This window comes from Microbacterium paludicola (assembly GCF_015235415.1).
GTDB classification, from domain to species: Bacteria; Actinomycetota; Actinomycetes; order Actinomycetales; family Microbacteriaceae; genus Microbacterium; species Microbacterium paludicola.
The window spans coordinates 117,509-141,999 of the sequence record NZ_JADGLL010000002.1 but is presented as its reverse complement, the minus strand read 5'-3'; the positions used below and the strand labels follow the sequence as shown (position 1 = coordinate 141,999).

Sequence of the window (24,491 nt, the reverse complement as noted above, 5' to 3'; positions counted from 1 at the left end):
GAGGCGCAATGACGCGTATCACCCGGTCGCGCGCGACCATCCCCATGGCATTCGGCTCGCTCGCCGTGGCGACGACGCTGATCCTCACCGGCTGCTCCGGCGGCGGTGGTGGGGGCGGGGCCGAACCCGCCCCGTCCGACGAGGAGGTCACCCTCGAGATGTCGTGGTGGGGCGACGACGCCCGCGCCGCGCTCTTCGGCGAGGTGATCGACCTGTTCGAGGCTGAGCACCCGAACATCACGGTCGAGGAGACGCCCGTCGGCGCCCCCGACGACCTGTTCAACCGCCTGGCGACCGACTTCGGCGCCGGCGGCGACACCGCCCCCGACGTCTTCGCTCTCGGCGGCGCGAAGCCGCAGGAGTACGGCGAGCTCGGCGCCCTGCTCGATCTGGCGGAGGTCTCCGACCAGCTCGACACCTCGGACTACCCCGACTTCTCGCTCACCAGCGCCCTCGTCGACGACAAGCTCTACGGCCTCCCCACGGGCGGAAACGCCACCGCCGCCTTCGTGAACACCGACATCTTCGAGCAGGCCGGCGTCGAGGTCCCCACCGAGGACTGGACCTGGGACGACCTGATCGCGGCCGCCAACGAGATCGGCAGCAAGGGTCTCGAGAACGAGCAGGGCCAGCCGATCTACGGCATCGACCTGCGCATCCAGGACATCCTCGGCACCTACACCGGCCAGCTCACCGAGACCGGAATGTACAACTGGGAGGGCCAGCTCGGGGTCGAGGCCGAGCACATCGCCGGCTGGTACGAGATCGAGAAGCAGCTGCTCGACGGGGGCGGTCTTCCCGACCCGTCGGTCGTGACCGCCAACTGGGCGCTGCCGCCGGACCAGCAGCCGTTCACGCTCGGCCAGGCCGCGATCACGTTCGGCTACTCGAACCTGATGGCCGCGTACGCGGGCGCCGGCAACGTCGAGATGATGCTGCCGCCGACCGACACGGACATGACGGGGGTCGCGCTGCTGCCGTCCGCGTTCTGGTCGATCAACGCCGCGACCGAGCACCCCGCCGAGGCCGCGATGCTGATCGACTGGTTCCTTCACGAGCCTGCCGCCATCGAGCTCATCAAGGACACCCGCGGCGTGCCGTTCAACCCGGAGGCGCTCGAGATCGTGACCCCGACCCTCGAGGGCCCGAACAAGATCGCCGCCGAGTACGTCGGCGTTGTGCTCGAGAGCGGTGTCGTCGCTCCGCCGCAGCCCGCCGGCGGCGCCATCATGAACGAGCTGTCGCAGCGCATGGAGTCGGAGGTGCTCTTCGGCACCAAGACGCCGGAGCAGGCGGCGGAGCAGTGGGTCTCCGAGCTGAGCTCCGCGCTGCAGTAACCGCCCGCGGACCTCGCTCACGCTCGCTCCGCTCGGTGACCTCCGGTCGTCGGGCGGAGCGAGCGTCCGCGAGCGGAGACGACCGACCAGATGCTGCGACGACAGGATGATCCGATGACCGCGACGGATGAGGCGCTGCGGCGCCTGCGAGAGGGCGACGCCGTCGCACGGGCGGGGATCGCGTCCTCACCCCTGGGCGACGAGCTCGCCCGCGAGGGCGTGCGGTTCGCCGCCGTGGGCGGACCGCTCGAGGCGCGCTGGCACACCGCGCTCGCCGAGCTCGCGCAGTGCATCCGTCCGCTGGGCGGCGCAGCGCCGGTGCTGAACGAGGGAGGCGTCTACCACGGCTCCTGGATCGAGAGCACCGGCACCATCAACACCGAGGTGCTCTCCCGCTTCGCGCCGCAGGTGGCGCGCGACACGCTCCTGCTGTTCGCGCGCCACCAGCGCGACGACGGGATGATCCCGTACAAGGTGACGGCCGACGGCCCGGCCTTCAGCCAGATCCAGATCGTCACCCCGCTGGCGCGCGTGGTCTGGAACCACTACCTGCTCACCGGCCGCTCCGGCGCCGCCGACCGCGAGCTGCTCGAGACCATGCGCACCGCGATGGAGCGCTACGACGCGTGGCTCGAGCGGTATCGCGATACCCGCGGCACGGGCGGCGTCGAGGCGTTCTGCACGTTCGACACCGGGCACGACCTGTCGCCGCGGTTCTGGTTCGCGCCCGACCGCGCGTTCCGCTCGGATGCGCGCCTCGTCGATCCCGACTCGCCGATCCTTCCGTACGTGGCGCCGGATCTCACCTCGAACGTCGCCTGCCAGCGGGCGTATCTCGGCCGGATCGCCCGCGAACTCGGCGAGGATCCGCAACCGTGGGAGGACGCGGCGCAGCGGTCGCTGGATGCGCTGTACGCGCAGTGCTTCGACGAGGCGGACGGCTTCTTCTACGACCGCGACCGCAACGGCGAGCTGGTGCGTCTGCAGGGCGACGTGCTCGCGCGTGTGCTCGCGAACGAGGTCGGCGACGAGGAGTTCTTCGCCGCGTCGCTGCGTCGATACCTGATGAACACGCGGAAGTTCCTCGCGCACTACGGCTTCACCACCGTCGCCATGGGCGATCCGCGGTTCGACCACGACGCCTCGCGCAACTCGTGGGGCGGGCCCGTGAACTTCCTTGCGCAGCTGCGTGCGCCGCACGCCTTCGAGCTGCACGGGCACGTCGCCGAGCTCGCCCTCGTGTCGCAGCCGGTGCTCGCCGCGCTCGCCGTCGCCGACCGGTTCCCGCAGTGCCTCGACCCGTGGTCGGGCGACGCGGGCTACACCGACGTGTACTCGCCGTCCATCCTGTGGTTCCTCGACGCGGTCGAGCGGTACGCGGGGATCCTTCCGCGTCCGGACGGCGAGGTGTGGCTCAGCGGGATGGCGCCCACGCGCCTCGACCACGGCGCCGCCGCCGAGGCGATCGCGTACGGGCGTCGGATCGACGGGGCACAGTGGGAGCTCGTCGCCGACGACGAGCGTGTGCTCGTGTGGCGCGACGGCGAGCAGGTGTGCGGGTTCCCGCGCGGCTGGCGCGTGGTCGCGGAGCGCGACGGCACCGTGAGCGCCGTGGTCGGACTCGGCGCGCGGGCCGTCGCCGGTGAGCTCGAGCTGCCGGGCGGCACGGTGACGCTGGAGGTGGCGCCGAACGAGCGGATCTCGCTGTCCGGCTCGGCGGTGGTGAGCCGCTCCGGCGTCGGGTTCGTCGCGCCGGTGTTCTGAGAGAGTGGGCGCATGACCTCCTCGCTTCCGCTGAATCCCCTCGGCTCCACCGGTCTGCTCGTCTCCTCGGTCACCCTCGGCGGCGGACCGCTCGGATCGATGCCGCAGCTGTTCGGCAGGGAGGTGCCCGAGCACGATGCGATCGAGACGGTGGCTGCCGCGCTCGATGCGGGCATCCTCACGATCGACACGTCGAACGGCTACAGCGGCGGCGAGAGCGAGCGCCGGCTCGGCACGGCGCTCGCCGCGTACGGAGCGCTTCCCGAGCACACGCTGGTGATCACGAAGGTCGACGCGCTCGACGGCGACTACTCCGGCGAGCGCGTGCGGCGCTCCCTCGCCGAGTCGTCCGAGCGGCTCGGCATCGCGCCGCTGCCCGTTGTGCACCTTCACGATCCGGAGTTCCACGACTTCGACATGATGACCGCGCCGGGCGGGGCCGTCGATCAGCTCGTCGCCGCGCGCGACCGCGGCGAGATCGGGCACATCGGCCTCGCGGGCGGAGACACACGCGTCACCTCGCGCTACTGGGACCTCGGCGTGTTCGAGCTGCTGCTCGTCCACAACCGGTGGACGGTCGCAGACCGCTCGGCGGGCGACCTGCTCGCGCGGGCGCAGGCCGACGGCGCGGGACTGATCAACGCCGCCGTGCTCGGCGGGGGAGCGCTGACGGATCCCGTGCGCGTCCCCGGAAAGTACGGGTACGGCCCGGCGCCCGCCGAGACGCTCGACGCGATCGAGCGGATGCGGGAGGTGTGTCGCCGCTACGGCACCACGCTCGACGTCACCGCCGTGCGGTTCTCGACGAGGGACCCCCGGTTCGCCACGACGGTCATCGGGATGTCCTCGGCGGCCCGCGTCGCGCCGAATGTCGCCGCGGCGACCGCGGACCTTCCCGACGAGCTGTTCGCCGAGCTCGAGGCCCTGGTGCCGCCCGAGGAGCTCTGGCTCGACCGCCGCTGACCCCTACTGGTGGGTGAGCGACCGAGCGCAGCGAGGGAGTCGAAACCGGGTTGACGTCGCCCGCGGGTTGGGGCGTTTCGACTCGCTTCGCTCGCTCAACGAGCAGGAGGCTTCGGTCGCTCAGCGGGCGTTCGGCGCGGTCGAGGCCCGCACGACGAGCTCCGGTTCGAAGACCACGACGCGCGGCTCGAGCGACGGGTCGGCCGCCTCCTCGACGAGGATCGACAGCGCGGTCTCGCCCATCCGGCGGCTCGGCTGGCGGATGGAGGACAGCGGGACGGCCGCCGCTGACGCGAAGTCGATGTCGTCGTAGCCGATCAGCGCGACGTCCTCCGGCACCGAGACGCCGGCCTGCACCAGGGCCTGCAGCACTCCCAGCGCGATCAGGTCGTTCGCCGCGAAGACCGCGTCGGGGCGCTCGGCCGCCGGCAGCGCGGCGATCCGTTCACCCGCGGCACGCCCCTCGGCCACGGTGAGTGACGCGACCGGCACCGTCTCCAGGGTCGCGCCCGCGACGGCCGCCACCGCGCGGCGGGCTCCTTCGGCGCGATCCTCGACCTGCCGCAGGCTCACCGGACCGCCGATGTAGGCGAGGCGGCGTCGTCCCGTCTCGAGCAGGTGGCGGGCGGCGAGCTCTCCGCCGTGGATGTCGTCCACCGCGACCGACGAGAACCCGCTTCCCTCGACCGTCCGGTCGACGAGCACCACCGGGGTGCCGCGCTCGCGGATCTCCCGCAGCCGGGCGACGTCGTCGCCGATGGGGGAGATGAGCAGGCCGTGGGCGCGCTGCTCCTCGAAGTGCGACACGAGCCGCAGCTCGCGCTCGGGCTGCTCGTCGCTGTTGCCGATCAGCACCGACATTCCGTGCCGCGCGGCGGCGTCGTCGGCCCCGCGGGCGACGTCGGTGAAGAACGGGTTGCGCGCATCCAGCACCACGAGCCCGACGGTCGTCGAGCGCCCGGCGCGCAGCTGTCGGGCGGCGTCGTTGCGCACGTACCCGAGGTCGGCGATCGCGGCGCGCACGCGCTCGAGCGTCGCCTGCGGAACCGACTCGGGGCGGTTGAGCACGTTCGACACGGTGCCGACCGACACACCGGCCCTCGCGGCCACCTCGCGGATGCTCACGCCCATGTTGATTCCGACTCGCTCACTCGATCGCCTGCAGGGGACGATCGCCTCATCCGTTCGACGTTGACCCCGGGCGGGTCCCCTCCGTCATGGGCCGAGCGTAGCGGCTGAATCGTGTCATTCCGCGCTAGGTTCTTCTGCGAGCGGCATCGGAGCCGCGCGGAAGGAACCGATCAATGGCCCTGTTCGACCTGCCCCTCGACGCGCTGCGCGAGTACCGCCCGGATGTCGCCGAGCCCGACGACTTCGACGCCTTCTGGGAGGCGACGATCGCCGAGACGCGCGCCGCCGCCTGGGATCCGCGGATCGAACGGGTAGAGACGGGGCTGACGCTCGTGGAGACGAGCGACGTGGCGTTCTCCGGCTTCGGCGGCGACGAGATCCGCGCGTGGTGGACGGTGCCGGCGGGCGTCGCCCCGCGCGCCGTGATCGTCGAGTTCATCGGCTACAGCGGGGGACGCGGCCTCGCCCACGAGGTCGGGTCCTGGCCGCTCGCCGGCTGCGCGCACCTGCTCGTGGACACGCGAGGCCAGGGCTGGGGCCACTGGCGCCCCGGTGACACCCCTGACCCGCACGGCTCGGGATCGGCGACCCCCGGCAAGATGACCCAGGGCATCGAGGACCCCGCGACCTACTACTACCGCCGGGTGTACGCGGACGCCGTGCGCGCGGTCGACACGGCGCGGGCGCTCGCCGGCGACATCCCCCTGTTCGTGACGGGCGGCAGCCAGGGCGGCGGCATCACGATCGCCGCGGCGGCGCTTGCCGACGGCGTCGCCGGCGCGCTGCCGGACGTGCCCTTCCTGTGCCACTTCGCGCGCGCGACGACGATCACCGACGCCCGGCCGTACCGCGAGATCGCCGACTACCTCGCGGCCCATCGAGGTCGCGTGGAGCAGGTGTATCGCACGCTGAGCTACTTCGACGGCGTGAACCTCGCCAAGCGCGCGGGCGCCCCCACGCTGTTCTCGGTGGCCCTCATGGACGTCATCTGCCCGCCCTCGACGGTCTTCGCGGCGTTCAACGCCTGGGGAACGGAGGACCGTGCCATCGAGGTCTACCCGTTCAACGACCACGAGGGCGGCGGGGCGTTCCAGCGCCGGGCGCAGCTCGCGTGGGTCGCCGAACGCCTCGGCTGACCGGCGACGGCCTGGGTGACATCGCGGTCATCCGGTGAGGACGCGGCGCGGGACCGCGCGGGGCGGCGGACTCGTCCACTGATCGAGGCCGGGACGGGCGGGACTGGCGCCGGGCCGAAGGATGTCGTACAGTCTGTCTGAAACGATTCAACGGTCCAGTATTCGACCGCCGCAGTACTGACCGCCCCAATGGAGGGACGCCTCGACGATGAGCCAACGCATCTGCTTCGCCCTGCGCGTCACGCCCGAGCGGCTCGACGAGTACATCGCCCGTCACAGCCCCGTCTGGCCGGAGATGCTCGAGGAGATCGCCGCCTCCGGTCGCCGGGACTACTCGATCTTCCACCTGGGCGACGGCCTGCTCGTGGGCACCTACGTGACGGACGACGACGAGGCCGCGCAGGCGTACCTCGCCCAGTCGGAGGTCGCCGCCCGCTGGGAGGAGTCGATGGCCCCGTTCTTCGTCGGTCTCGACGGCCGGCCCGACCAGGCCGCCGAGACCCACCCCGAGGTGTTCCACCTCGAGACCCAGCTCGCCGCCGCGCGCGGCGCATCCTGATCCGTCCCATTCCCCGTCCGCATCCGCATCCGACAAGCAGGGGCGAAGCCGCCCCTCGTGAGAAAGGCCTCACCGTGAGCAACCTCTCCGCCGACATCCTCGCCACGCTCGAGAAGCAGGCGATCGAGCTCCCCTCCTGGGCGTTCGGCAACTCGGGCACCCGCTTCAAGGTGTTCGCCACGCCCGGCACCCCGCGGGATCCGTTCGAGAAGATCGCCGACGCCGCGCGCGTCAACGAGCTGACCGGCCTCGCTCCCTCGGTCGCGCTCCACATCCCGTGGGATCTCGTCGACGACTTCGGCGCCCTGCGCGCCCACGCGGAGGGCCTCGGCGTCAGCCTCGGCACCATCAACTCGAACACGTTCCAGGACGACGACTACAAGTTCGGCGCCCTCACCCACGAGGACCCGAAGGTGCGCCAGAAGGCGATCGACCACCACTTCGAGTGCATCGACGTGATGAACGCCACGGGCTCCCGCGACCTGAAGATCTGGCTCGCCGAGGGATCCAACTACCCGGGCCAGGCCGACATGCGCGGCCGCCAGGACCGCCTTCACGAGTCGCTCGCGACCATCTACGAGCGCCTCTCGGGCGAGCAGCGGCTTGTGCTCGAGTACAAGTTCTTCGAGCCGGCGTTCTACCACACGGATGTGCCCGACTGGGGAACGTCCTACGCGCAGGTGGCGGCGCTCGGCGAGCGCGCCATGGTGTGCCTCGACACGGGACACCACGCGCCCGGCACCAACATCGAGTTCATCGTGATGCAGCTGCTGCGCCTCGGCAAGCTCGGCTCGTTCGACTTCAACTCGCGCTTCTACGCCGACGACGACCTGATCGTCGGCGCGGCCGACCCGTTCCAGCTGTTCCGCATCCTGTTCGAGGTCATCCGCGGAGGGGGCCTGAACAACCCGGACGTGGCGTTCATGCTCGACCAGTGCCACAACGTCGAGAACAAGATCCTCGGCCAGATCCGCTCGGTGCTGAACGTGCAGGAGATGACCGCCCGCGCGCTGCTGGTGGACGCCGACGCCCTGCGCGACGCGCAGATCTCGGGCGACGTGCTCGCGGCGAACGCCGTCTTCATGGACGCCTTCTACACCGACGTGCGCCCCGCGCTCGCCGAGTGGCGCGAGAGCCGCGGCCTGCCGGCCGACCCGATGCGGGCGCAGCTCGACTCCGACTACCAGCGCACGATCGAGGCCGACCGCGTCGGCGGCGTGCAGGCCGGATGGGGGGCGTGAGCACGATGACCACCCAGAAGCGCACCCTCACCGCCTGGAAGGCGACGATCGCCGTCGCCATGTCGAACTACATCGAGGCCGGCGCGATCATCGCGCTCGCCACGAGCCTGTCGCTGTGGCAGGAGGCGTTCGGCTTCGACGACGGCGTCGTCGGCCTCGTGGCCGCCCTGTCCGCCAACGCGTTCGGCGCCGCCATCGGCGCCGCGATCGGCGGCCCGCTGTGCGACCGACTCGGCCGCAAGTTCATCTACACCTACGACCTGATCGTGTTCATGATCGGCGCCCTGCTCGTGACGTTCTCCAGCGGCCTCGCGATGCTGCTCGCGGGCGTCATCCTGATGGGCATCGCCGTGGGCGCCGGCGTCCCCGCGTCGTGGACCTACATCGCCGAGGAGGCCCCCGACGCGCAGCGCGCCGCCCACGTCGGCACCGCCCAGCTCGCCTGGTCGATCGGCCCGGCCGTCGGGTTCCTGCTCGCCGTGGTCGTGGGCCCGCTCGGCCTGCTCGGCTCGCGCCTGATCTTCCTTCACCTGTTCGTGATCGCCCTGATCACGTGGTGGGTGCGTCGCGGGCTGCCCGAGTCGCGCCGGTGGAAGGAGGAGCGGGCCGCCGCCACCTCGGCCGGCACGCGCGTGTCGTTCTTCTCCGGCATGATCGGCCTGCTGCGCGAGCCGCGCAACTGGAGCGCGCTGGCGTTCCTGCTCGGCGTGTACGGCCTGTGGAACACCGTCGCCGGCCAGGCCGGCATCTTCCAGCCGCGCGTGTACGAGGCCGCGGGCCTCGAGGACCCGGTGCAGCAGAACCTGCTGCAGGTGCTGGTGTGGGGCCTGACCGCCGCCGCCACGTACTTCGGCTTCATGCGCTACGGCGACCGCGCCAGCCGCCGCTGGCTGTACTTCGCAGGCGCCGCTCTCGGCATCGTCGGCTGGGTCGTGCTGATCTACGCCCCGCCCGGGATGGTCTCGCTGCTTGTCTTCGCGGTCGCGTGGGGTGTGTCCGCCGGCATCGGCGCGCAGGCGTTCTACGGCCTGTGGACCGCCGAGCTGTTCGCCACCCGCTACCGCGCGAGCGCGCAGGGACTGCTGTTTATGCTCGCCCGCGTCATGGTGGGCCTGCTGAGCCTCGTCTTCCCCGTGCTGCTGTCGACGATCGGCCTCGGCAACCTGGGCCTCGTCATCCTCGGCCTGCTCGTCGCCGCCCTCGTCGTGGGCACCGTCTGGGCGCCGAAGACCGAGGGGAAGACGCTCGAGCAGATCGAGCAGGAGCGCTACGGTCGCACCGTGCCGCTTCCCGCCGACGTCCCGGCCAACCGCTGAGCGGCGAGGGAGAGCGATCATGACCGACACGACCGAGCACATCGTCGACGGCCCGCACGGGCCCCTGCGGGTCCGGGTCTATCCGGCCGCCGCGGCCCACGCGGCGCTGGTCTGGGCGCACGGCGGCGGGTTCGCGTACGGCGACCTCGACATGCCCGAGGCCGACCACGTCGCGCGCGGCCTGGCCGCGCGGGGTGTCTCGGTCGTGTCGGTCGACTACCCGCTCGCCCCGGCGCCAGCGGATGCCGCATCGGGCGCCGAGGCACGCGACGGCGTCCACCACCCGGTCGCGCTGGAGCAGCTGGCGGCCGCCTTCGCCTGGACGCGCGAGCAGGCGACCGGATGGGGAATCGCCCCCGACCGCGTCGCCCTCGGCGGCGCCAGCGCGGGCGGCAACCTGGCGACGGGCGCCATCCTTCACCTGATGCAGGAGGGCGACCCGCTGCCCGCGCTCGCGGTGCTCGCGTACCCGACCCTGCATGCGCCGCAGCCGCCGACGCCTCCCGAGCTCACCGAGCGCCTCGCCGCGGCGGGGCTGACCGAGCAGTTCGGGCCCGCGGTGGTCTCGTGGATGTACGAGAACTACCTCGACGGCACGACCGAGGGTGCGCCGGTCACGGCGATCCCCGGCCTCGCCGGACCCGAGCGACTCACCGGCTTCCCGCCGGCGATCGTGGTCACCTCGGACGTCGACGAACTGCGTGTGTCGGCCGAGGCCTTCGTCGACGACCTGCGTGCCGCGGGCGTCGACGTCGAGTACGCCGTCGAGCCGGGCACCACCCACGGCCACCTCAACGACCCCGAGAAGCCCGGGGCGGCGTCGACCATCGACGCATTCGCCGCGCGCATCCTCCGCCCCTGAGATCCGGATCCGTCCGGACGACCGACCCACCCGAAGAACTCGCCGATCCTCGAGAGAGACACAATGACGAACCAGCAGCAGACCCCGGCCGTCGCCGACCTGATCGCCCGGTCCAACCGGCTCGGGGCCGACCCGAAGAACACCAACTACGCCGGCGGCAACACCTCGGCGAAGGGAACGGCCGTTGACCCGGTCACTGGCGAGCCCGTCGAGCTGCTGTGGGTCAAGGGCTCGGGCGGCGACCTCGGCACGCTGACCGAGCAGGGCCTCGCGACCCTGCGCCTCGACCGGATGCGCGCGCTCGTGAACGTGTACCCCGGCATCGAGCGCGAGGACGAGATGGTCGCCGCGTTCGACTACTGCCTTCACGGCAAGGGCGGTGCCGCCCCCTCGATCGACACGGCGATGCACGGCCTCGTCGACGCGGCCCACGTGGACCACCTTCACCCCGACAGCGGCATCGCCATCGCGACGGCCGCCGACGGCGAGGAGCTCACGACGCGGATCTTCGGCGACAAGGTCGTGTGGGTGCCGTGGCGTCGCCCCGGCTTCCAGCTGGGCCTGGACATCGCCGAGATCAAGAAGGCGAACCCCCAGGCGATCGGCACGATCCTCGGCGGCCACGGCATCACCGCCTGGGGCGACACGAGCGAGGAGTCGGAGCGCAACTCGCTCTGGATCATCGAGACGGCCGAGAAGTACATCGCCGAGCACGGCAAGGCCGACCCGTTCGGCGGCGTGCGCGCGGGCTTCGAGGCCCTGCCGCAGGATGAGCGCCGCGCCAAGGCCGCCGCGCTCGCGGCGACCATCCGCGGCATCGCGAGCCACGACAAGCCGATGGTCGGTCACTTCACCGACGCCGACGTCGTGCTCGACTTCCTCGCCTCGGAGCGCGCGCCCGAGCTCGCGGCGCTCGGCACCAGCTGCCCCGACCACTTCCTGCGCACCAAGGTCAAGCCGATGATCCTCGACCTGCCGGCGACCGCGTCGGTGGACGACCAGATCGCGCGCCTGAAGGAGCTGCACGAGCAGTACCGCGCCGACTACACCGCGTACTACGAGGCGCACGCGACCGAGGACAGCCCCGCCATGCGCGGCGCCGACCCGCTCATCGTGCTGGTGCCGGGCGTGGGCATGTTCAGCTACGGCGCGAACAAGCAGACCGCGCGCGTGGCGGGCGAGTTCTACATCAACGCCATCAACGTGATGCGCGGCGCCGAGGCGCTGTCGACCTACGCGCCCATCTCGGACGCCGAGAAGTTCCGGATCGAGTACTGGGCGCTCGAGGAGGCGAAGCTCCAGCGGATGCCGAAGCCGAAGACGCACCAGGGCCGCATCGCGTTCGTGACCGGCGCGGCATCCGGGATCGGCAAGGCGATCGCGACGCGCCTCGCCGCCGAGGGCGCGTGCGTCGTCGTGGCCGACCTCGACCTCGAGAAGGCGCAGGCGGCGGCGGCCGAGCTCGGTGGCACGGACGTCGCGATCGGCGTCGCCGCGAACGTCGCCGACGCCGAGGGAGTGAAGGCGGCGATCGACGCGACCCTGCTCGCCTTCGGCGGCATCGACCTCGTCGTCAACAACGCGGGCCTGTCGCTCTCGAAGCCGCTGCTCGAGACCACCGAGAAGGACTGGGACCTGCAGCACGACGTGATGGCGAAGGGATCCTTCCTCGTCTCGAAGGCGGCCGCGAAGCCCCTGATCGAGCAGGGGATGGGCGGCGACATCGTCTACATCTCGTCCAAGAACTCCGTCTTCGCGGGCCCGAACAACATCGCGTACTCGGCCACCAAGGCCGACCAGGCCCACCAGGTGCGCCTGCTCGCGGTCGAGCTCGGCGAGCACGGCGTGCGCGTGAACGGCATCAACCCCGACGGCGTCGTGCGCGGATCCGGCATCTTCGCCTCCGGGTGGGGCGCCAACCGCGCGAAGACGTACGGCATCCCCGAGGAGGAGCTCGGCCAGTTCTACGCGAACCGCACGATCCTCAAGCGCGAGGTCGTGCCCGAGAACGTCGCCGACGCTGTGTACGTGCTCACCGGGCCCGAGCTCAGCCGCACCACGGGCCTGCACATCCCGGTCGACTCGGGCGTCGCGCAGGCGTTCCTGCGATGAGAAAGTTGCACGGTTTCGACTCGTCGCTGCGCTCCTCGCTCAACCAGCAGGAGGAAACTTCGCTCGTTGAGCGAGCGCAGCGAGTCGAAACGGCCCGGACTCCCGGCGGCCTCTCGTGAGCGCCAGCGGCGGGGCGGTCGCGGCGGTCGACCTCGGGGCCACGAGCGGGCGGGTCATCCTGGGGCGCTTCCAGGGCGGCGCCATCTCGATGGAGACCGTCGGGCGGTTCCCGAACACGCCCGTGCGCACGCCCTCCGGGCTTCACTGGGACCTGATCGGCCTCCACCGGGGTGCGCTGGACGGCCTGTCGCGGGCGTTCCGCAGCGAGCCGGCCATCGCGTCGATCGGCGTCGACTCGTGGGCGGTCGACTACGCGCTCATGCGCGGCGACCGGATGCTGGGCGTGCCGTTCCACTACCGGGACGAGCGCACCGCGTCGGGCGTCGAGGCCGTTCACGCCGTCGCGCCGTTCGAGGAGCTCTACCGGCGCAACGGCCTGCAGTTCCTGCCGTTCAACACCCTGTATCAGCTCGCCGCCGAGGGAGAGCTGCTGGGCCTCGCCGACGGCCTGCTGCTGGTGCCCGACCTGATCGGTTGGATGCTCACGGGCGCCCGCGTCGCGGAGCGCACCAACGCGTCCACCACCGGCCTGCTCGATGTGCGCACCCGGGAATGGGATCTGGCGCTGGCGGAGCGCATCGGCGTGCCCGCCGGCATCCTGCCGTCCCTCGTGGATCCGGGGACGGAACTCGGCGTCCTGCTGCCGCACGTCGCCGCCGAACTCGGCGGCCAGGCGCCGGTCGTCGCGGTCGGCTCGCACGACACGGCGTCGGCCGTCGTCGCCGTGCCGATGCGGGCCGACCGCGCGGCCTACATCTCGTGCGGCACCTGGGGCCTGGTCGGCGTCGAGACCGAGCACCCCGTGCTCACCGACGCCGCGCGCGAGGCGAACTTCACCAACGAGGGCGGCGTCGACGGGCGGGTGCGCTTCCTCCACAACGTCATGGGGCTGTGGCTGCTGAGCGAGAGCGTGCGGGCATGGGAGGACGAGTCGGGGCGCGACATCGACCTTCCGGATCTGCTGAAGCAGGCCGCGCACGCGCCGGCGCCGGACGCGGTGTTCGACGCGAACGACGCGGTGTTCCTCGCCCCGGGCGACATGCCGGCGCGGATCGCCGCGTGGCTGAGCGAGCGGGGCCTCGCGGTGCCGCCGTCGCGCCCCGCGTTCGCCCGCCTCATCGTCGAGAGCCTCGCCGAGGCGTTCGCGAAGGCTGTGCGGAAGGCATCGGAGCTGTCGGGCGTGCCGGTCGAGACGATCCACGTGGTCGGCGGCGGCGCGCTCAACACGCTGCTGTGCCAGCGTCTCGCCGACCGCGCCGGTCTGCCGGTGCTCGCCGGTCCCGTCGAGGCGACCGCGATCGGCAACCTGCTGGTGCAGGCGCGGACGGCCGGCTTCGTCTCGGGCGACCTCGAGGCGCTGCGCGCCGTGGTCGCCGGGGCGTTCGAGCCCCTGCGGTACGTGCCGGCCGCCTCTCGCGTGCGGGCCTGAGCGGCCGCGAGAACACACCCTCGCCGCGAGGTCCCGTCCTGCGGGGTGTGTTCTCGCGGGGCGCATGTGGACGCGCGACGGGCGGTGTGTTCTCGCCGCGGCCGCTCAGTCCTTCAGCCGCAGGCCCTCGTCCGTCTCCTCCAGGGGGAAGAACCGCGCGCGCTCATCCGGCGTCCGGTTCGGTGTGTGAAGCGTGAGGTAGAGCCCGCCCGCGGCGTCGGCGAAGATCATCCCGTGGCCGCCGTCGGCCGCCCAGATCGGCTGCTCCGCCTGCGTCCACGGCCCCGCGATCGACCCTGACCGCGAGGTCGCCACGCCCATCGCATACCCCTGATCGCCGAAGCTCGACCACAGCATCAGCAGACGCCCGTCGGCGGCCCGGTGCATCGAGGGGCCGTCGGTGACGAACACCCGCGGGAACTCCGGACGCTCGATCGACCGCGCCCACGGCGCCTCCGACGCGCGGAACAGCAGCACCGGATCGCCGACCGTGCCCCGCAGATCGTCCGTCAGCCGGATCGCCTGCACCTCGCCGTCGCCGACGTCCTTCCACTCGTGGCAGAACACCAGGTAGGGCGTGCCGTCCTCCACGTGAAGCGTGCCGTCGAGGCACTCCCACTCGCGCGGCGTCAGGGGGCCGTCCGACCATGGCGCGTACGGTCCCTCGGGGCGATCCGCCCGCAGCACCTGCGTGCCGCGACGCTGGCCCTCCGCCGTGAAGGTCGCGAACATGTAGAACGCGTCGCCATAGCGGTGCACCTCGGGCGCCCAGTACTGCGTGTGCGACCAGAAGTCCGGCGTCGGCCGGAACGCCGCCGTCGGGCCGTGCCACTCGTCGAGGTCATCGCTCCAGTACGTGTCGAAGCCGGTGGCGGGGCCCGACCAGATGTTCTCATCGGTGCTGCCGAACAGGTGGTAGCGACCGGTGTCGCCGTCGAAGAGGACGAAAGGATCGCGGATCTGGATGTCGTCGAGTCGCATGCGGATCTCCCGTCAGGAGAGGTCGAGGTCGACGGGACGGGCGAGCCCGCGCACGTCGGTCGTCGGCCAGCCGGGATCGACCGTGAGCACCTCGATGCCGCCGTCGTCGGCGACAACCGTGTCCTCGACCTTCGCGCCGGGCGCCCACGGGTTCCAGGCGAACGCCTGCCCCGCGTGCACGGCACCCGCCGCGCCGGGGGCGACCTTCGGGTCGCGGCCCAGGTAGCCGGCTGGCCCGCCCTGGTGGTGGCGCAGCCAGCCGTCCTCGCCGAACCCGTGACGCGCGTACGCCGCGCGGATGTCGGCGAGCACATCCTGCAGGGGGCGTCCAGGACGCGTGGCGGCGAACACATCCGCCTCGACCTCGCGGATCGCGCGCTGCGCATCCGGCTCGGGATCGCGGAACGACACCCAGCGGCTGAGGCTGGCGTTCAGACCGTGCCGGCGCGCGGTCAGCACGGCCATCGCCCGGCCGCCCAGGGGCGCGTCGGTCGGGAGCGGATGCTGCACGCCGCCCCGCTCGGCACCGGCGACGAGCAGGACCGCGGGCTCGGCACCGGCCGCGATGACGGCGGCGGCGAGGGCGGCGGCGAGCTGCCGCTCGGTCGTCTCGGGACGAGCCTCGCGCAGCACGGCGGTCATCGCCCCTGCCGCGTCGCGGCCGAGCGCGGCGTACCGCTCCCGCTCGATCGGCAGCAGCGAGGCCCGGGCCGCGCGCAGCTCCTCGACCACGTCGGTGTCGCGCAGGACGCCCGGCGTCGTGAGGTCGGCGAACCAGTCGACGACCCGGATCGCCGCCCCGGAGACCTCCTCGGCAGCAAGACGGTCCGCCTCGTTCGCGGGCGCCGTCACCACGACCTCGCCGTCGCGGTGAACGGTCGCGGAGAAGACCGGCGGCCCGCCGAGCGGCACGCTCGTGCGCGCCCCATCCAGGAGCCACGCGAGGTTCTCGGGCTGGGTGAGCAGGATGCGGTCGGCGCCGCGCTCATCCAACAGTCGGGCGATCCGCTCGAGCTTGAGCGGACGGTCGGCGGTCGGTCCGGGAGGGTGTGGGGTCATGGCACGGGCTCCATCGCGTCGTAGTCACGGAATCCGGGGCGCAGGCGCGCCGCCAGCAGGGCGAGGGCGGCGATCAGCAGGCCGCCGAGGAGAGGAGGAAACCACAGGATGCCGCCGGCCGCCAGCAGGCCGGCGTACACGTCGCCGGCGCGCGGCCCCGCGGTGAGCACGAGCGTGTTGATTCCCTGCAGGCGCCCGCGCAGCGCGTCGGGGGTGGCCGACTGCATCATCGTCGTGCGGAAGATGCCGGCGACGTTGTCGGCGGCGCCCACGAGCACGAGCGCCGCGCACAGCACGACAAGTGCGAGCACGTCGGGCCGCGCCTCCGAGATCGAGCGGTCGGCGGCGTCGAATCCCCACAGCAGCGCGCCGAACAGCGCGACCGCCGCGCCCATCGCGACGGTGCCGGCGGTGGCCGCGGCTCCGTGCCGTCGCACGCCGCCCGCCCGCCCCGAGAACAGCCCGCTGAGGATGACGCCGACCGCTCCGGCCGCGGTCAGCAGCCCGACGACGGTGGCGCCGCCGCCCACCACGAGGGCGCCAACCGCGGGGAGGATCGCGTAGCTGCGGCCGAACACGAAGGTCACAAGCTGCAGCCAGATGGCCGTCCGCAGGTTCCCCGCGTGGCGCAGGAACCGGAAGCCCGAGACGATCGCCGTGAGGCCGGTCTCGGACCGGCCCTCGGGAACGATCACGGGAAGCGACAGGATGCCCCAGAAGCCGATGAGGAACAGAAGCACGTCGATCGAGTAGGTCCACGCGAAGCCGACCGTCGCGACGAGGATGCCCGCCAGGGCAGGACCCACCGCTGCCTGCAGCCCCGCGCTCAGGCCGCTCAGCGCCGCGACGGCGGGCAGCTGCTCGCGGGGGACGAGGCGCGGGTGGATCGCGAAGCGCGCGGCGCCGACGAGGGCGCCCATCGTCGACGACAGCGTCGTGAACACGTAGTACGGCCACAGCTGGGTCACCTCGGCCCACGCGAGGGCGGCGATCCCGACCGGCGCGACGAAGGAGATGGCCGACGCGACGATCAGCACGCGGCGCCGATCGAACGCGTCGACGATCGCGCCGCCGATCACGCCCATCACGACCATCGGGGCGAGCGCGAGGCCGCCCACGAGCGCGACCGCGGCCGTGGATCCGCTCAGCTCGTAGACCTGGATGCCGATCGCGACCGCCGTGAGCTGCACGCCGATGCCGCCGGCGACGCCACTCGTCCAGAACCGCAGGTAGGCGGGCGACGTGCGCAGCGGTCCCAGGTCGAGGAAGTACCGGCGCACACCGTCACGCTAGCGGAGAAACCGCTTTCCCGGGGTGAGCCGGTCGATCTCGCGTCTGCCTGCGGCGGGTCAGTCCTTCAGGCGCACGAGGCGCTCGTGCCCGCTCTCCTGCACCTCGGCAAGCTGCTCGCGCGACTTCACGAAGTCGGTGAAGGAGCGGAAGCCGAGGGTCTTCTCGCTGAAGGAGGGGTCCATCCGGCGCATGTGCTGCTTGACCGCGGAGGTGTGCAGCCATTCGGCGTCGTCGCCCTTGTCGCGGCCGAGGCGCAGCGCCCGCTCGAGCAGGCGCGAGGCGGCGGCGTGCAGGTCCTCGGGCGGGATCTCGTCGAACGGGACGAGCGTGTCCTCCTCGGGAGGCGGCGTCTGCTTCGCCCGCGACGCGCGGCGGCTTCGCTGCGTCGTCGCCGCCTCCGCGGTCGAGGCGTCGGATCCGGTCGCCTCCGCGGCCGCAGCCTCCTTCGTCTCGGCCTTGCCGGCGGCGGCCTTCGGCTTCTTCGGCAGCGTCACGCCCGGGAGCGTGTCGTACGCCTCGAACTCGTCGCACGCAGCGGCGAGCGACTTCGCGGTCGACCCGGCGACGCCGAGGCCGATCACGTAGCGGCCGAGGCGCTTGCAGCGCTGGGCGAGCGGCACGTAGTCGGAGTCGCCCGCGACGATCACGACGTGCGTGAGGTCGGGAAGACGGAACATGTCCTCGACCGTGTCCACGGCGAGGCGGATGTCGGCGCCGTTCTTCGCGTACGCGGCCGCGGGGAACAGCTGCACGAGGTCGACCGCGCGGCCGACGAGCTGCGAGCGGTAGATCGCGTTGACGGGAGACGACCAGTCGGCGTACGCCCGCGTCAGCACGAGCGTGCCGAACGACGCCGCGTAGTCGATGATCGCGCCGACGTCGATCGTGGCGAGCGCGAGCTTGGCGGCGACCTCCGGATCGGTCGGGTCCTCGGCGATCTTCTGCCGATCCTTGCTGTACGAGTTGCGGCCGTGCACGCGGTCGTACCAGCTCATCACGATGTTGTCGAAGTCGAGGTAGACGGCGACGCGGGCGTCGGTGGTTTCAGCCATGTCGTGCTCTGTCCTGTTCGGGGGAGGGATGGACGTCGGAGAGCGCGTCAGTTCTCGCTCGGATAGCTCACGCCGATCTGCCGGCGGATGTCGTCGAGGGTGCCCATGATGGCGACGGACTCGTCGATCGGGAGTTCACGCCCCTCGAGGGTGCCCTCGGCGACGAAGCGCTCGGCGGCGAGCGCCTGGTACTGCATGCCGCGACCCTCGACGTGCGACGCGTAGCGCTCGAGGATCGAGCCGTCGGGCGCGGTCACGGTGAAGGACGTCGGGCTGTACCAGACACGGTCGATGTCGATCCGCGCCTCGGTGCCGACGATGTGCGCGGTGTTCGGCCCGCTGCCGCGCGACGACGACACGGTCGTCGACAGGGCGCCCGACGCGTGGGTCATGAGGGTGGCGACCTCGGCATCCGCGCCCGTGTCGCCGAGACGCGCGGCCGCCTGCACGGTGGTCGGGGCGCCCAGGATGTCCCAGACGAACGAGATCGGGTAGATGCCGAGATCCAGCAGCGCGCCGCCGCCGAGCGGCAGGGCGTTGAGCCGGTGCGAGGGGTCGTCGGTGATCTTCTGCGTGTGGTCGGCGAAGACCGTGCGGATCTCGCCCAGGGTGCCGGCGTCGATGATCTCGCGCACGCGCACCATGTGGGGCAGGTAGCGGGTCCACATCGCCTCCATGACGAGCAGGCCCTTGTCGGCGGCGAGGTCGCGCAGGCCCTGGGCCTCGACGCGGTTCACGGTGAACGACTTCTCGACGAGCGCGTGCTTGCCGGCCTCGAGCGCCAGGCGCGCGTTCTCGGCGTGCATCGGATGGGGCGTCGAGACGTAGATGATGTCGACATCCGGATCCGCGGCGAGGTCCTCGTACGAGCCGTGCGCGCGCGGGATGGCGAACTCGGCCGCGAAAGCGTCGGCGGACGCCTGCGAGCGGGAGCCGACGGCGACGAGGTCGAGGCCCGCGGTCCGCAGATCGGAGGCGAACGCATGCGCGATTCCGCCCGTGGCGAGGATTCCCCAGCGCAGTCCACTCATACGTCGAGCCTAGGCGCTGGCGCCGACATGCCCACGATCCGTCAGGGGACGATCAGCAGCTTGCCGGGCGCGCCCTCGCGGCTCGCGCGCTGCGCCTCGCCCGCCTGCTCGAGCGCGTACCGCTCGCCGAGTTCGACCGAGAACCGGCCCGCCGCGAGCAGCGCGAGAACGACCGGGATCGCCTCGAGGCGCCAGGTCTCCTGCTGCGCCGTGAGCGGGACGGGAGATCCGCCGCCGAACGCGCGGATGCCGAACTCGGCGGCATCCGGACCACGCACGATCGTCGCGATCCGGTCGCGGTCCTCGAGCAGCTCGAGCGATGCGTCGATCGCCTCGTCGGTGCCCGCGAAGTCGAGGATCGCCGTGACGCCGCCCGCGGCGGCCGACCGGACCCGGTCGACGAGCCCGTCGCCGTACGCGATCGGCTCTCCGCCGAGGTCGGCGACGCGCTCGGCGCGCGCATCGCTCGTCGTGCCGATCACGCGCGCGCCGGCGAGAGCGGCGAGCTGCACGGCCGCCTGGCCGACAGAACCGGACGCCCCGTGGATCAGCAGGGTGTCGTCGCCGCGGATGCCGAGCGAGCGGATCGCCTGGTACGCCGTGCCGACCGGGATGCCGAGGGCGGCGCCCACGCCGGCCGTCACGCGCGCGGGACGCGCGAACACCTTCTCGGCCGGGACGGCGATGTCTGTCGCATAGGCGCCGGGTGCCCCGGTGAAGACGACCGGATCGCCGATGCGGAAGCCGTCGACTCCCTCGCCGACGCCCGTGATGTGGCCGGCGGCGTCGGTCCCGGTGCCGCGCGGACCCGTGAACGGCGGTGTCGGGCGGATGCCCTCGCGCAGCTTCCAGTCGATCGGGTTGACGCCCGCCGCCTCGATCCGCACCGTCACCTGCCCGGGACCGGCGATCGGATCCGGGATCTCGTTCAGGGTGAGGACCTCTGGCCCGCCGAGCTCGGTGTACTGGATCGCCTTCGCCATACCGCCAGGGTAGTGCGGTGGCGCGGGTGGGTCAGGCGGCGGCGTCGGCCAGGACGTGGTGGCGTCCGCGCGGGAGCACCATCGGCGCGCCGGAGACCGGGTCGGGGATCACCAGCGAGTCGAGCCCGAACACCCGGGAGATGAGGTCGCTCGTCATGACCTCCGCGGGAGCACCGCTGGCGATCAGCTCGCCCGCGCACATCGCGAAGATGTGGTCGGCGTAGCGGGCGGCCATGTTCATGTCGTGAAGCACCATCACGATCGTCGTGCCCTTCGACCGGTTGAGGTCGGTCAGAAGATCGAGCACCTCGATCTGGTGGGCGACATCCAGGAAGGTCGTCGGCTCATCCAGCAGCAGCACGCCGGTCTCCTGCGCGAGGGCCATGGCGATCCACACGCGCTGGCGCTGCCCGCCCGACAGCTCGTCGACGGCGCGGTCGGCGAGGTCCGAGATGTCCGTCGCCGCGAGCGCCTCCGCGACCGCGGCGTCATCCGCCGCCGACCACGAGCGGAACAGCTTCTGGTGGGGGTGGCGGCCCCGGCCGACAAGGTCGGCGACGGCGATGCCCTCCGGGGCGATCGGCGACTGGGGGAGGAGCCCCAGTGTGCGGGCGAGCTGCTTGGTCGGGATCGTGCTGATGCTCTGCCCGTCGAGCACGACGCTTCCCGCCTGGGGCTGGAGGAGCCGGGCGAGCGTCTTCAGCAGCGTCGACTTGCCGCACGCGTTCGCGCCGACGATCACGCTGATCCGTCCGCTCGGCACCGTGAGGTCGACGCCCTTCACGATCGGTGCGGCGCCGTATCCCGAGACGAGCTGCGTCGCCTGAAGCGTTGACTGGACGGTCACGAGGAACCTCCCGAGCGGTTTGTGCGGATGAGCAGATAGAGCAGGTACGGAGCGCCGAGGACGCCGGTGATCACGCCGACCGGGAACGACACGTCGAACGCGAACTGGCCGATCAGGTCGGCCGCGAGCACGAGCACGGCGCCGGTGAGCGCGGCCGGGATGGTCAGGCTCGTACCGGGTCCGACGAATCTGGACGCGATCGGCCCCGCGAGGAACGCGACGAACGCGATCGGGCCGGTTGTCGCGGTGGCGAAGCAGGCGAGCGCGACGGCGGCGACGATGAGCAGCAGTCGTGCCCGGTCGACCCGCACGCCCAGGGCGGTGGCCGAGCTGTCGCCGAGTTCGAGGGCGCGCAGATCGCGCGAGAGCAGCAGGATGAGCGGCACGAGCACGGCCGTGGCGATCGCGAGGGGCGCGAGGAGTTCCCACTTCGATCCGTTGAGGCTGCCGGTCAGCCACCGCATTGCCGCGGCGACGTCCCAGTCGGCGGCGCGCTGAACGAGGTAGGCGACGACGGCGTCGAGCATCGCGCCGATGCCGATGCCGATGAGGATCAGCCGTCCGCCGGTCGACTCCCCGCCGCGCGCGGCGACGTAGATGAGGGCCGCGGTGCCGATGCCGACCAGGAGCGCGGTCACGGTCGTCGCGGCGGTGCCCCAGTGGAGGACGACGAGGCACAGCACGGCCGCCGCGCTGGCGCCCGAGGTGATGCCGATGACATCCGGGCTCGCGAGGGGATTACGCAGCATCGTCTGGAATGTCGTCCCCGCGATGCCGAACGCGACGCCGGCGAGGATGCCCGTGATCATGCGGGGGATGCGCAGCGACCCGACGGTGAACGAGGCACCGGGCACCTTCTCGCCGAGGATCACGGCGACGACGTCCTGCACCGGGTAGATCGTGTTGCCCAGCATGAGCATGGCGGCCATGAGCGCGATCAGCACGGCGCCGAGCACGCTCAGCGCGACGACTCGCCGGCGGGCGCGTCGCCGGCGGCCGAGGCGGATGACCGCCGTGACCTCGTACGGGGGAGCGGAGACGGCCATCAGAGGGCCTTCATCCGAGTGCGACGGGCGATCAGGACGAGGATCGGGGCGCCGACGAAGGCGGTGATGATGCCCGCCTCGACCTCGCCCGGGTAGCCGATGAGGCGTCCGATCGTGTCGGAGACGGCGAGCAGCGCGGCGCCTCCCAGCGCGGAGACGAGGAGGATCCAGCGCTGATCGGGGCCGAAGAGCATGCGGGCGACGTGCGGGACCATGAGACCGACGAAGGCGATCGGTCCCGCGATCGCGGTGACGGCCGCGCAGAGGGCGACGCCGGCGGCCGACGCGATAAGTCGGGCCGCGCCCACCTTGACGCCGAGCCCGACCGCGACCTCGTCGCCGAGCGCGAGGGCGTTCAGAGCGGGAGCGCAGAACAGCGCGATGAGAGCGGCGACGGCGAGCAGCGGGGCGATGACGCCCAGCGTCGCCCAGTCGGCGCCGGCGACCCCGCCCACCTGCCAGAAGCGGAAGGCATCCATCGCCGCAATGCGCGGCAGCAGCACGGCGCTCACCAGCGACGACAGCGCGGCGGTCGTCGCGGCACCGGCGAGGGCGAGCTTGATCGGGGTCGATCCGCCGGGTCCCAGCGAGCCGACGACGTACACGAAGGCCGCCGCGAGGGTGCCACCCACGAGGGCGAGCCCCAGGTACTGCAGGGGCGAGGTGATGCCGAGGAAGGCGATACCGCACACGACGAACAGGGCGGCGCCGGTGTTGACGCCGAGGATGCCGGGGTCGGCGATCGGATTGCGGGTGACCGCCTGCATCAGCGCACCGGAGAGCCCCAGGGCGGCCCCGGCGACGAGGGCGAGCACGGTGCGCGGGATGCGCTCCTGCACGGCGATCGCGCCGATCCCCTCGGCCGTGCGGCCTTCCAGCCACGCGGACAGGCCGTCGGCGACCTCCGCGAGCGAGACGGGCCTCGACCCGAGGGCCAGGGACAGGATGACGGCGACGCCGACGGCGGCGCCGATCCCGAGGAGGACGAGCGGACGGCGGCGCGCAGCCGGCTGGGGGCCGGCCGCGCGCCGCGTCTCGTCGGTCTGGAGGGTCACTCTGCCTTGGCGGCGGCGTCGCTCAGCAGGCCCACGTAGGTGTCGAGCATCCACGGGATGGACAGGGCCGTCGGCGAGACGGCGCCGCTCAGGTCGTCGCCGGCGCCGACCGTGACGACCGAGCCGTTCTTGACGGCGGGAAGCGTGCTCCACAGCGGGTCGGCCTGGAGGGCGGGAAGCAGCTCGTCGCCGCCGTAGGACACGATCACGTCGACGTCCGCGAGCTTGTCGACGTTCTCGGCCGAGATGTCGGCGTAGAAGGTGCCCGCGTCGGCAGCATCCTTCGCGGCCTGCGGCACCTCGAAGCCGAGGTCGGCGAGGAACGCGGCGCGCGAGTCGCCGGTGGCGTAGACCGAGGTCGTCGACAGGTCGGCGGCGTTCAGGAAGAGGAACGCGGCGGTCTTGCCCTCGAAGTCGGCGTCGGCGGTCGCATCCTCGATCTGCTTCTCGAGGTCGCTGACGAGCGCCTTGCCCTCGGCCTCGAGGCCGAGCGCCTTCGAGTTGGTCAGGATGCTGTCGCGCCACGGCGTGTACCAGGCGACGCCCGGGTAGGCGACGGTGTCGGCGATCTCGGTGAGCGTCGCGTACTCCTCCTCCGTCGGGCCGGAGTAGGCGGCGATGATGAGGTCGGGCTGCGTGTCCGCGATCGCCTCGAAGTCGATGCCGGCCGTGGTGTCGAAGATCACCGGCTCCTCCGCGCCGAGCTCGGCGTAGGCGTCGGTCGTCCACTCGTACAGTCCGAGGCCGTCCGTGCCGTCCATCGACCAGGTCTGGTCATCCGCTCCGACGGGTGCCACGCCGAGGGCGAGCGCCACATCCTGGTTGCCCCAGCCGATGGAGGCGACGCGCTCGGGCTTCGCCTCGATCGTCGTGGTGCCGAGCGCGTGCTCGACCTCGACGGGGAAGACGCCGGCCTCGCCCGCGGGAGCCGAGGACTCGCCGGCGGGGGCGGAGGAGGTGGAGCAGGCCGCCAGCGAGGCGGTCACGGCGGCGGCGACGGCCGTCGCGCCCAGGATGCGGGAGATGCGCAAGGGGGATCCCTTCGAAGCTGTGGTGGGGAAGGCCTCAGGATCGAGTGAGGCTTGCCTAACTTAGCATTACCTGACTTCGGCGTTCCAATCGATGACGCGCGACGACGACGGCCCCGATCCTGGCGTGCAGGATCGGGGCCGTC

21 protein-coding genes are annotated in these 24,491 nt (G+C 72.1%); 10 read left to right on the top strand and 11 right to left on the bottom strand.

The window, feature by feature from the left end; translation table 11 throughout:
- Positions 1 to 8: 8 nt before the first annotated feature.
- From IR155_RS01775 to IR155_RS01765, 3 genes are all read left to right on the top strand, one after another.
- Positions 9 to 1,337 (top strand): ABC transporter substrate-binding protein, encoded by a 1,329-nt coding sequence (locus IR155_RS01775; protein WP_135112555.1) that lies wholly within the window; start codon positions 9 to 11, stop codon positions 1,335 to 1,337.
- A 114-nt stretch (positions 1,338 to 1,451) separates the two neighbouring features.
- Entirely contained in the window at positions 1,452 to 3,101 is a 1,650-nt protein-coding gene (locus IR155_RS01770) for an MGH1-like glycoside hydrolase domain-containing protein (protein ID WP_135112553.1), read from the top strand.
- A gap of 12 nt (positions 3,102 to 3,113) precedes the next feature.
- Entirely contained in the window at positions 3,114 to 4,064 is a 951-nt protein-coding gene (locus IR155_RS01765) for an aldo/keto reductase (RefSeq protein ID WP_135112551.1), read from the top strand.
- A gap of 120 nt (positions 4,065 to 4,184) precedes the next feature.
- Here IR155_RS01765 and IR155_RS01760 read toward each other — a convergent pair whose 3' ends face one another.
- On the bottom strand, positions 4,185 to 5,195 hold the full coding sequence (locus IR155_RS01760) for a LacI family DNA-binding transcriptional regulator (RefSeq protein WP_135112549.1): 1,011 nt from the start codon (positions 5,193 to 5,195) through the stop codon (positions 4,185 to 4,187).
- Positions 5,196 to 5,368: 173 nt separating this feature from the next.
- On the opposite strand from IR155_RS01760, the gene IR155_RS01755 reads away from it, so the two are divergent.
- From IR155_RS01755 to IR155_RS01725, 7 genes are all read left to right on the top strand, one after another.
- Positions 5,369 to 6,331: an acetylxylan esterase gene (locus IR155_RS01755; RefSeq protein WP_135112547.1), complete on the top strand. Its 963-nt coding sequence runs from the start codon at positions 5,369 to 5,371 to the stop codon at positions 6,329 to 6,331.
- A gap of 208 nt (positions 6,332 to 6,539) precedes the next feature.
- A complete protein-coding gene (locus IR155_RS01750) occupies positions 6,540 to 6,890 on the top strand; it encodes an L-rhamnose mutarotase (RefSeq protein WP_135112545.1) in 351 nt (116 codons plus the stop codon).
- Between the two features lie 74 nt (positions 6,891 to 6,964).
- Positions 6,965 to 8,131, top strand: coding sequence for an L-rhamnose isomerase (gene rhaI / locus IR155_RS01745; RefSeq protein WP_135112543.1), 1,167 nt, complete (start codon positions 6,965 to 6,967; stop codon positions 8,129 to 8,131).
- A 5-nt stretch (positions 8,132 to 8,136) separates the two neighbouring features.
- Positions 8,137 to 9,447: an MFS transporter gene (locus IR155_RS01740; RefSeq protein ID WP_209306718.1), complete on the top strand. Its 1,311-nt coding sequence runs from the start codon at positions 8,137 to 8,139 to the stop codon at positions 9,445 to 9,447.
- A 19-nt stretch (positions 9,448 to 9,466) separates the two neighbouring features.
- Entirely contained in the window at positions 9,467 to 10,309 is an 843-nt protein-coding gene (locus IR155_RS01735) for an alpha/beta hydrolase (protein WP_135112541.1), read from the top strand.
- Between the two features lie 63 nt (positions 10,310 to 10,372).
- Positions 10,373 to 12,421 (top strand): bifunctional aldolase/short-chain dehydrogenase, encoded by a 2,049-nt coding sequence (locus IR155_RS01730; RefSeq protein ID WP_135112539.1) that lies wholly within the window; start codon positions 10,373 to 10,375, stop codon positions 12,419 to 12,421.
- 115 nt (positions 12,422 to 12,536) lie between these two features.
- Entirely contained in the window at positions 12,537 to 13,970 is a 1,434-nt protein-coding gene (locus IR155_RS01725; RefSeq protein WP_135112537.1) for a rhamnulokinase, read from the top strand.
- A 105-nt stretch (positions 13,971 to 14,075) separates the two neighbouring features.
- Here the strand turns inward: IR155_RS01725 and IR155_RS01720 are convergent, their stop codons facing one another.
- The 10 genes from IR155_RS01720 to IR155_RS01675 form a co-directional block, all read right to left on the bottom strand.
- Positions 14,076 to 14,951, bottom strand: coding sequence for a glycoside hydrolase family 43 protein (locus tag IR155_RS01720; RefSeq protein WP_135112535.1), 876 nt, complete (start codon positions 14,949 to 14,951; stop codon positions 14,076 to 14,078).
- 12 nt (positions 14,952 to 14,963) lie between these two features.
- The gene (locus IR155_RS01715) at positions 14,964 to 16,010 is read right to left on the bottom strand and encodes a M24 family metallopeptidase (protein WP_135112533.1); all 1,047 of its coding nucleotides are present in this window, start codon (positions 16,008 to 16,010) and stop codon (positions 14,964 to 14,966) included.
- The gene (locus tag IR155_RS01710) at positions 16,007 to 17,290 is read right to left on the bottom strand and encodes an MFS transporter (protein ID WP_233441062.1); all 1,284 of its coding nucleotides are present in this window, start codon (positions 17,288 to 17,290) and stop codon (positions 16,007 to 16,009) included. The genes IR155_RS01715 and IR155_RS01710 overlap by 4 nt, the downstream gene beginning before the upstream one ends.
- Before the next feature lie 69 nt (positions 17,291 to 17,359).
- Positions 17,360 to 18,355 (bottom strand): NYN domain-containing protein, encoded by a 996-nt coding sequence (locus IR155_RS01705; RefSeq protein WP_135112531.1) that lies wholly within the window; start codon positions 18,353 to 18,355, stop codon positions 17,360 to 17,362.
- A 47-nt stretch (positions 18,356 to 18,402) separates the two neighbouring features.
- On the bottom strand, positions 18,403 to 19,386 hold the full coding sequence (locus IR155_RS01700) for a Gfo/Idh/MocA family protein (RefSeq protein ID WP_135112529.1): 984 nt from the start codon (positions 19,384 to 19,386) through the stop codon (positions 18,403 to 18,405).
- A gap of 41 nt (positions 19,387 to 19,427) precedes the next feature.
- Entirely contained in the window at positions 19,428 to 20,369 is a 942-nt protein-coding gene (locus IR155_RS01695) for an NADP-dependent oxidoreductase (protein ID WP_135112528.1), read from the bottom strand.
- A 31-nt stretch (positions 20,370 to 20,400) separates the two neighbouring features.
- A complete protein-coding gene (locus IR155_RS01690) occupies positions 20,401 to 21,216 on the bottom strand; it encodes an ABC transporter ATP-binding protein (RefSeq protein WP_135112526.1) in 816 nt (271 codons plus the stop codon).
- A complete protein-coding gene (locus IR155_RS01685; RefSeq protein ID WP_135112524.1) occupies positions 21,213 to 22,262 on the bottom strand; it encodes a FecCD family ABC transporter permease in 1,050 nt (349 codons plus the stop codon). Before IR155_RS01685 ends, IR155_RS01690 begins: the two co-directional genes overlap by 4 nt.
- Complete coding sequence (locus tag IR155_RS01680) at positions 22,262 to 23,317, bottom strand: FecCD family ABC transporter permease (RefSeq protein WP_135112522.1); 1,056 nt, start codon at positions 23,315 to 23,317, stop codon at positions 22,262 to 22,264. Before IR155_RS01680 ends, IR155_RS01685 begins: the two co-directional genes overlap by 1 nt.
- Positions 23,314 to 24,348, bottom strand: coding sequence for an iron-siderophore ABC transporter substrate-binding protein (locus tag IR155_RS01675; RefSeq protein WP_135112520.1), 1,035 nt, complete (start codon positions 24,346 to 24,348; stop codon positions 23,314 to 23,316). Before IR155_RS01675 ends, IR155_RS01680 begins: the two co-directional genes overlap by 4 nt.
- Positions 24,349 to 24,491 lie beyond the last annotated feature (143 nt).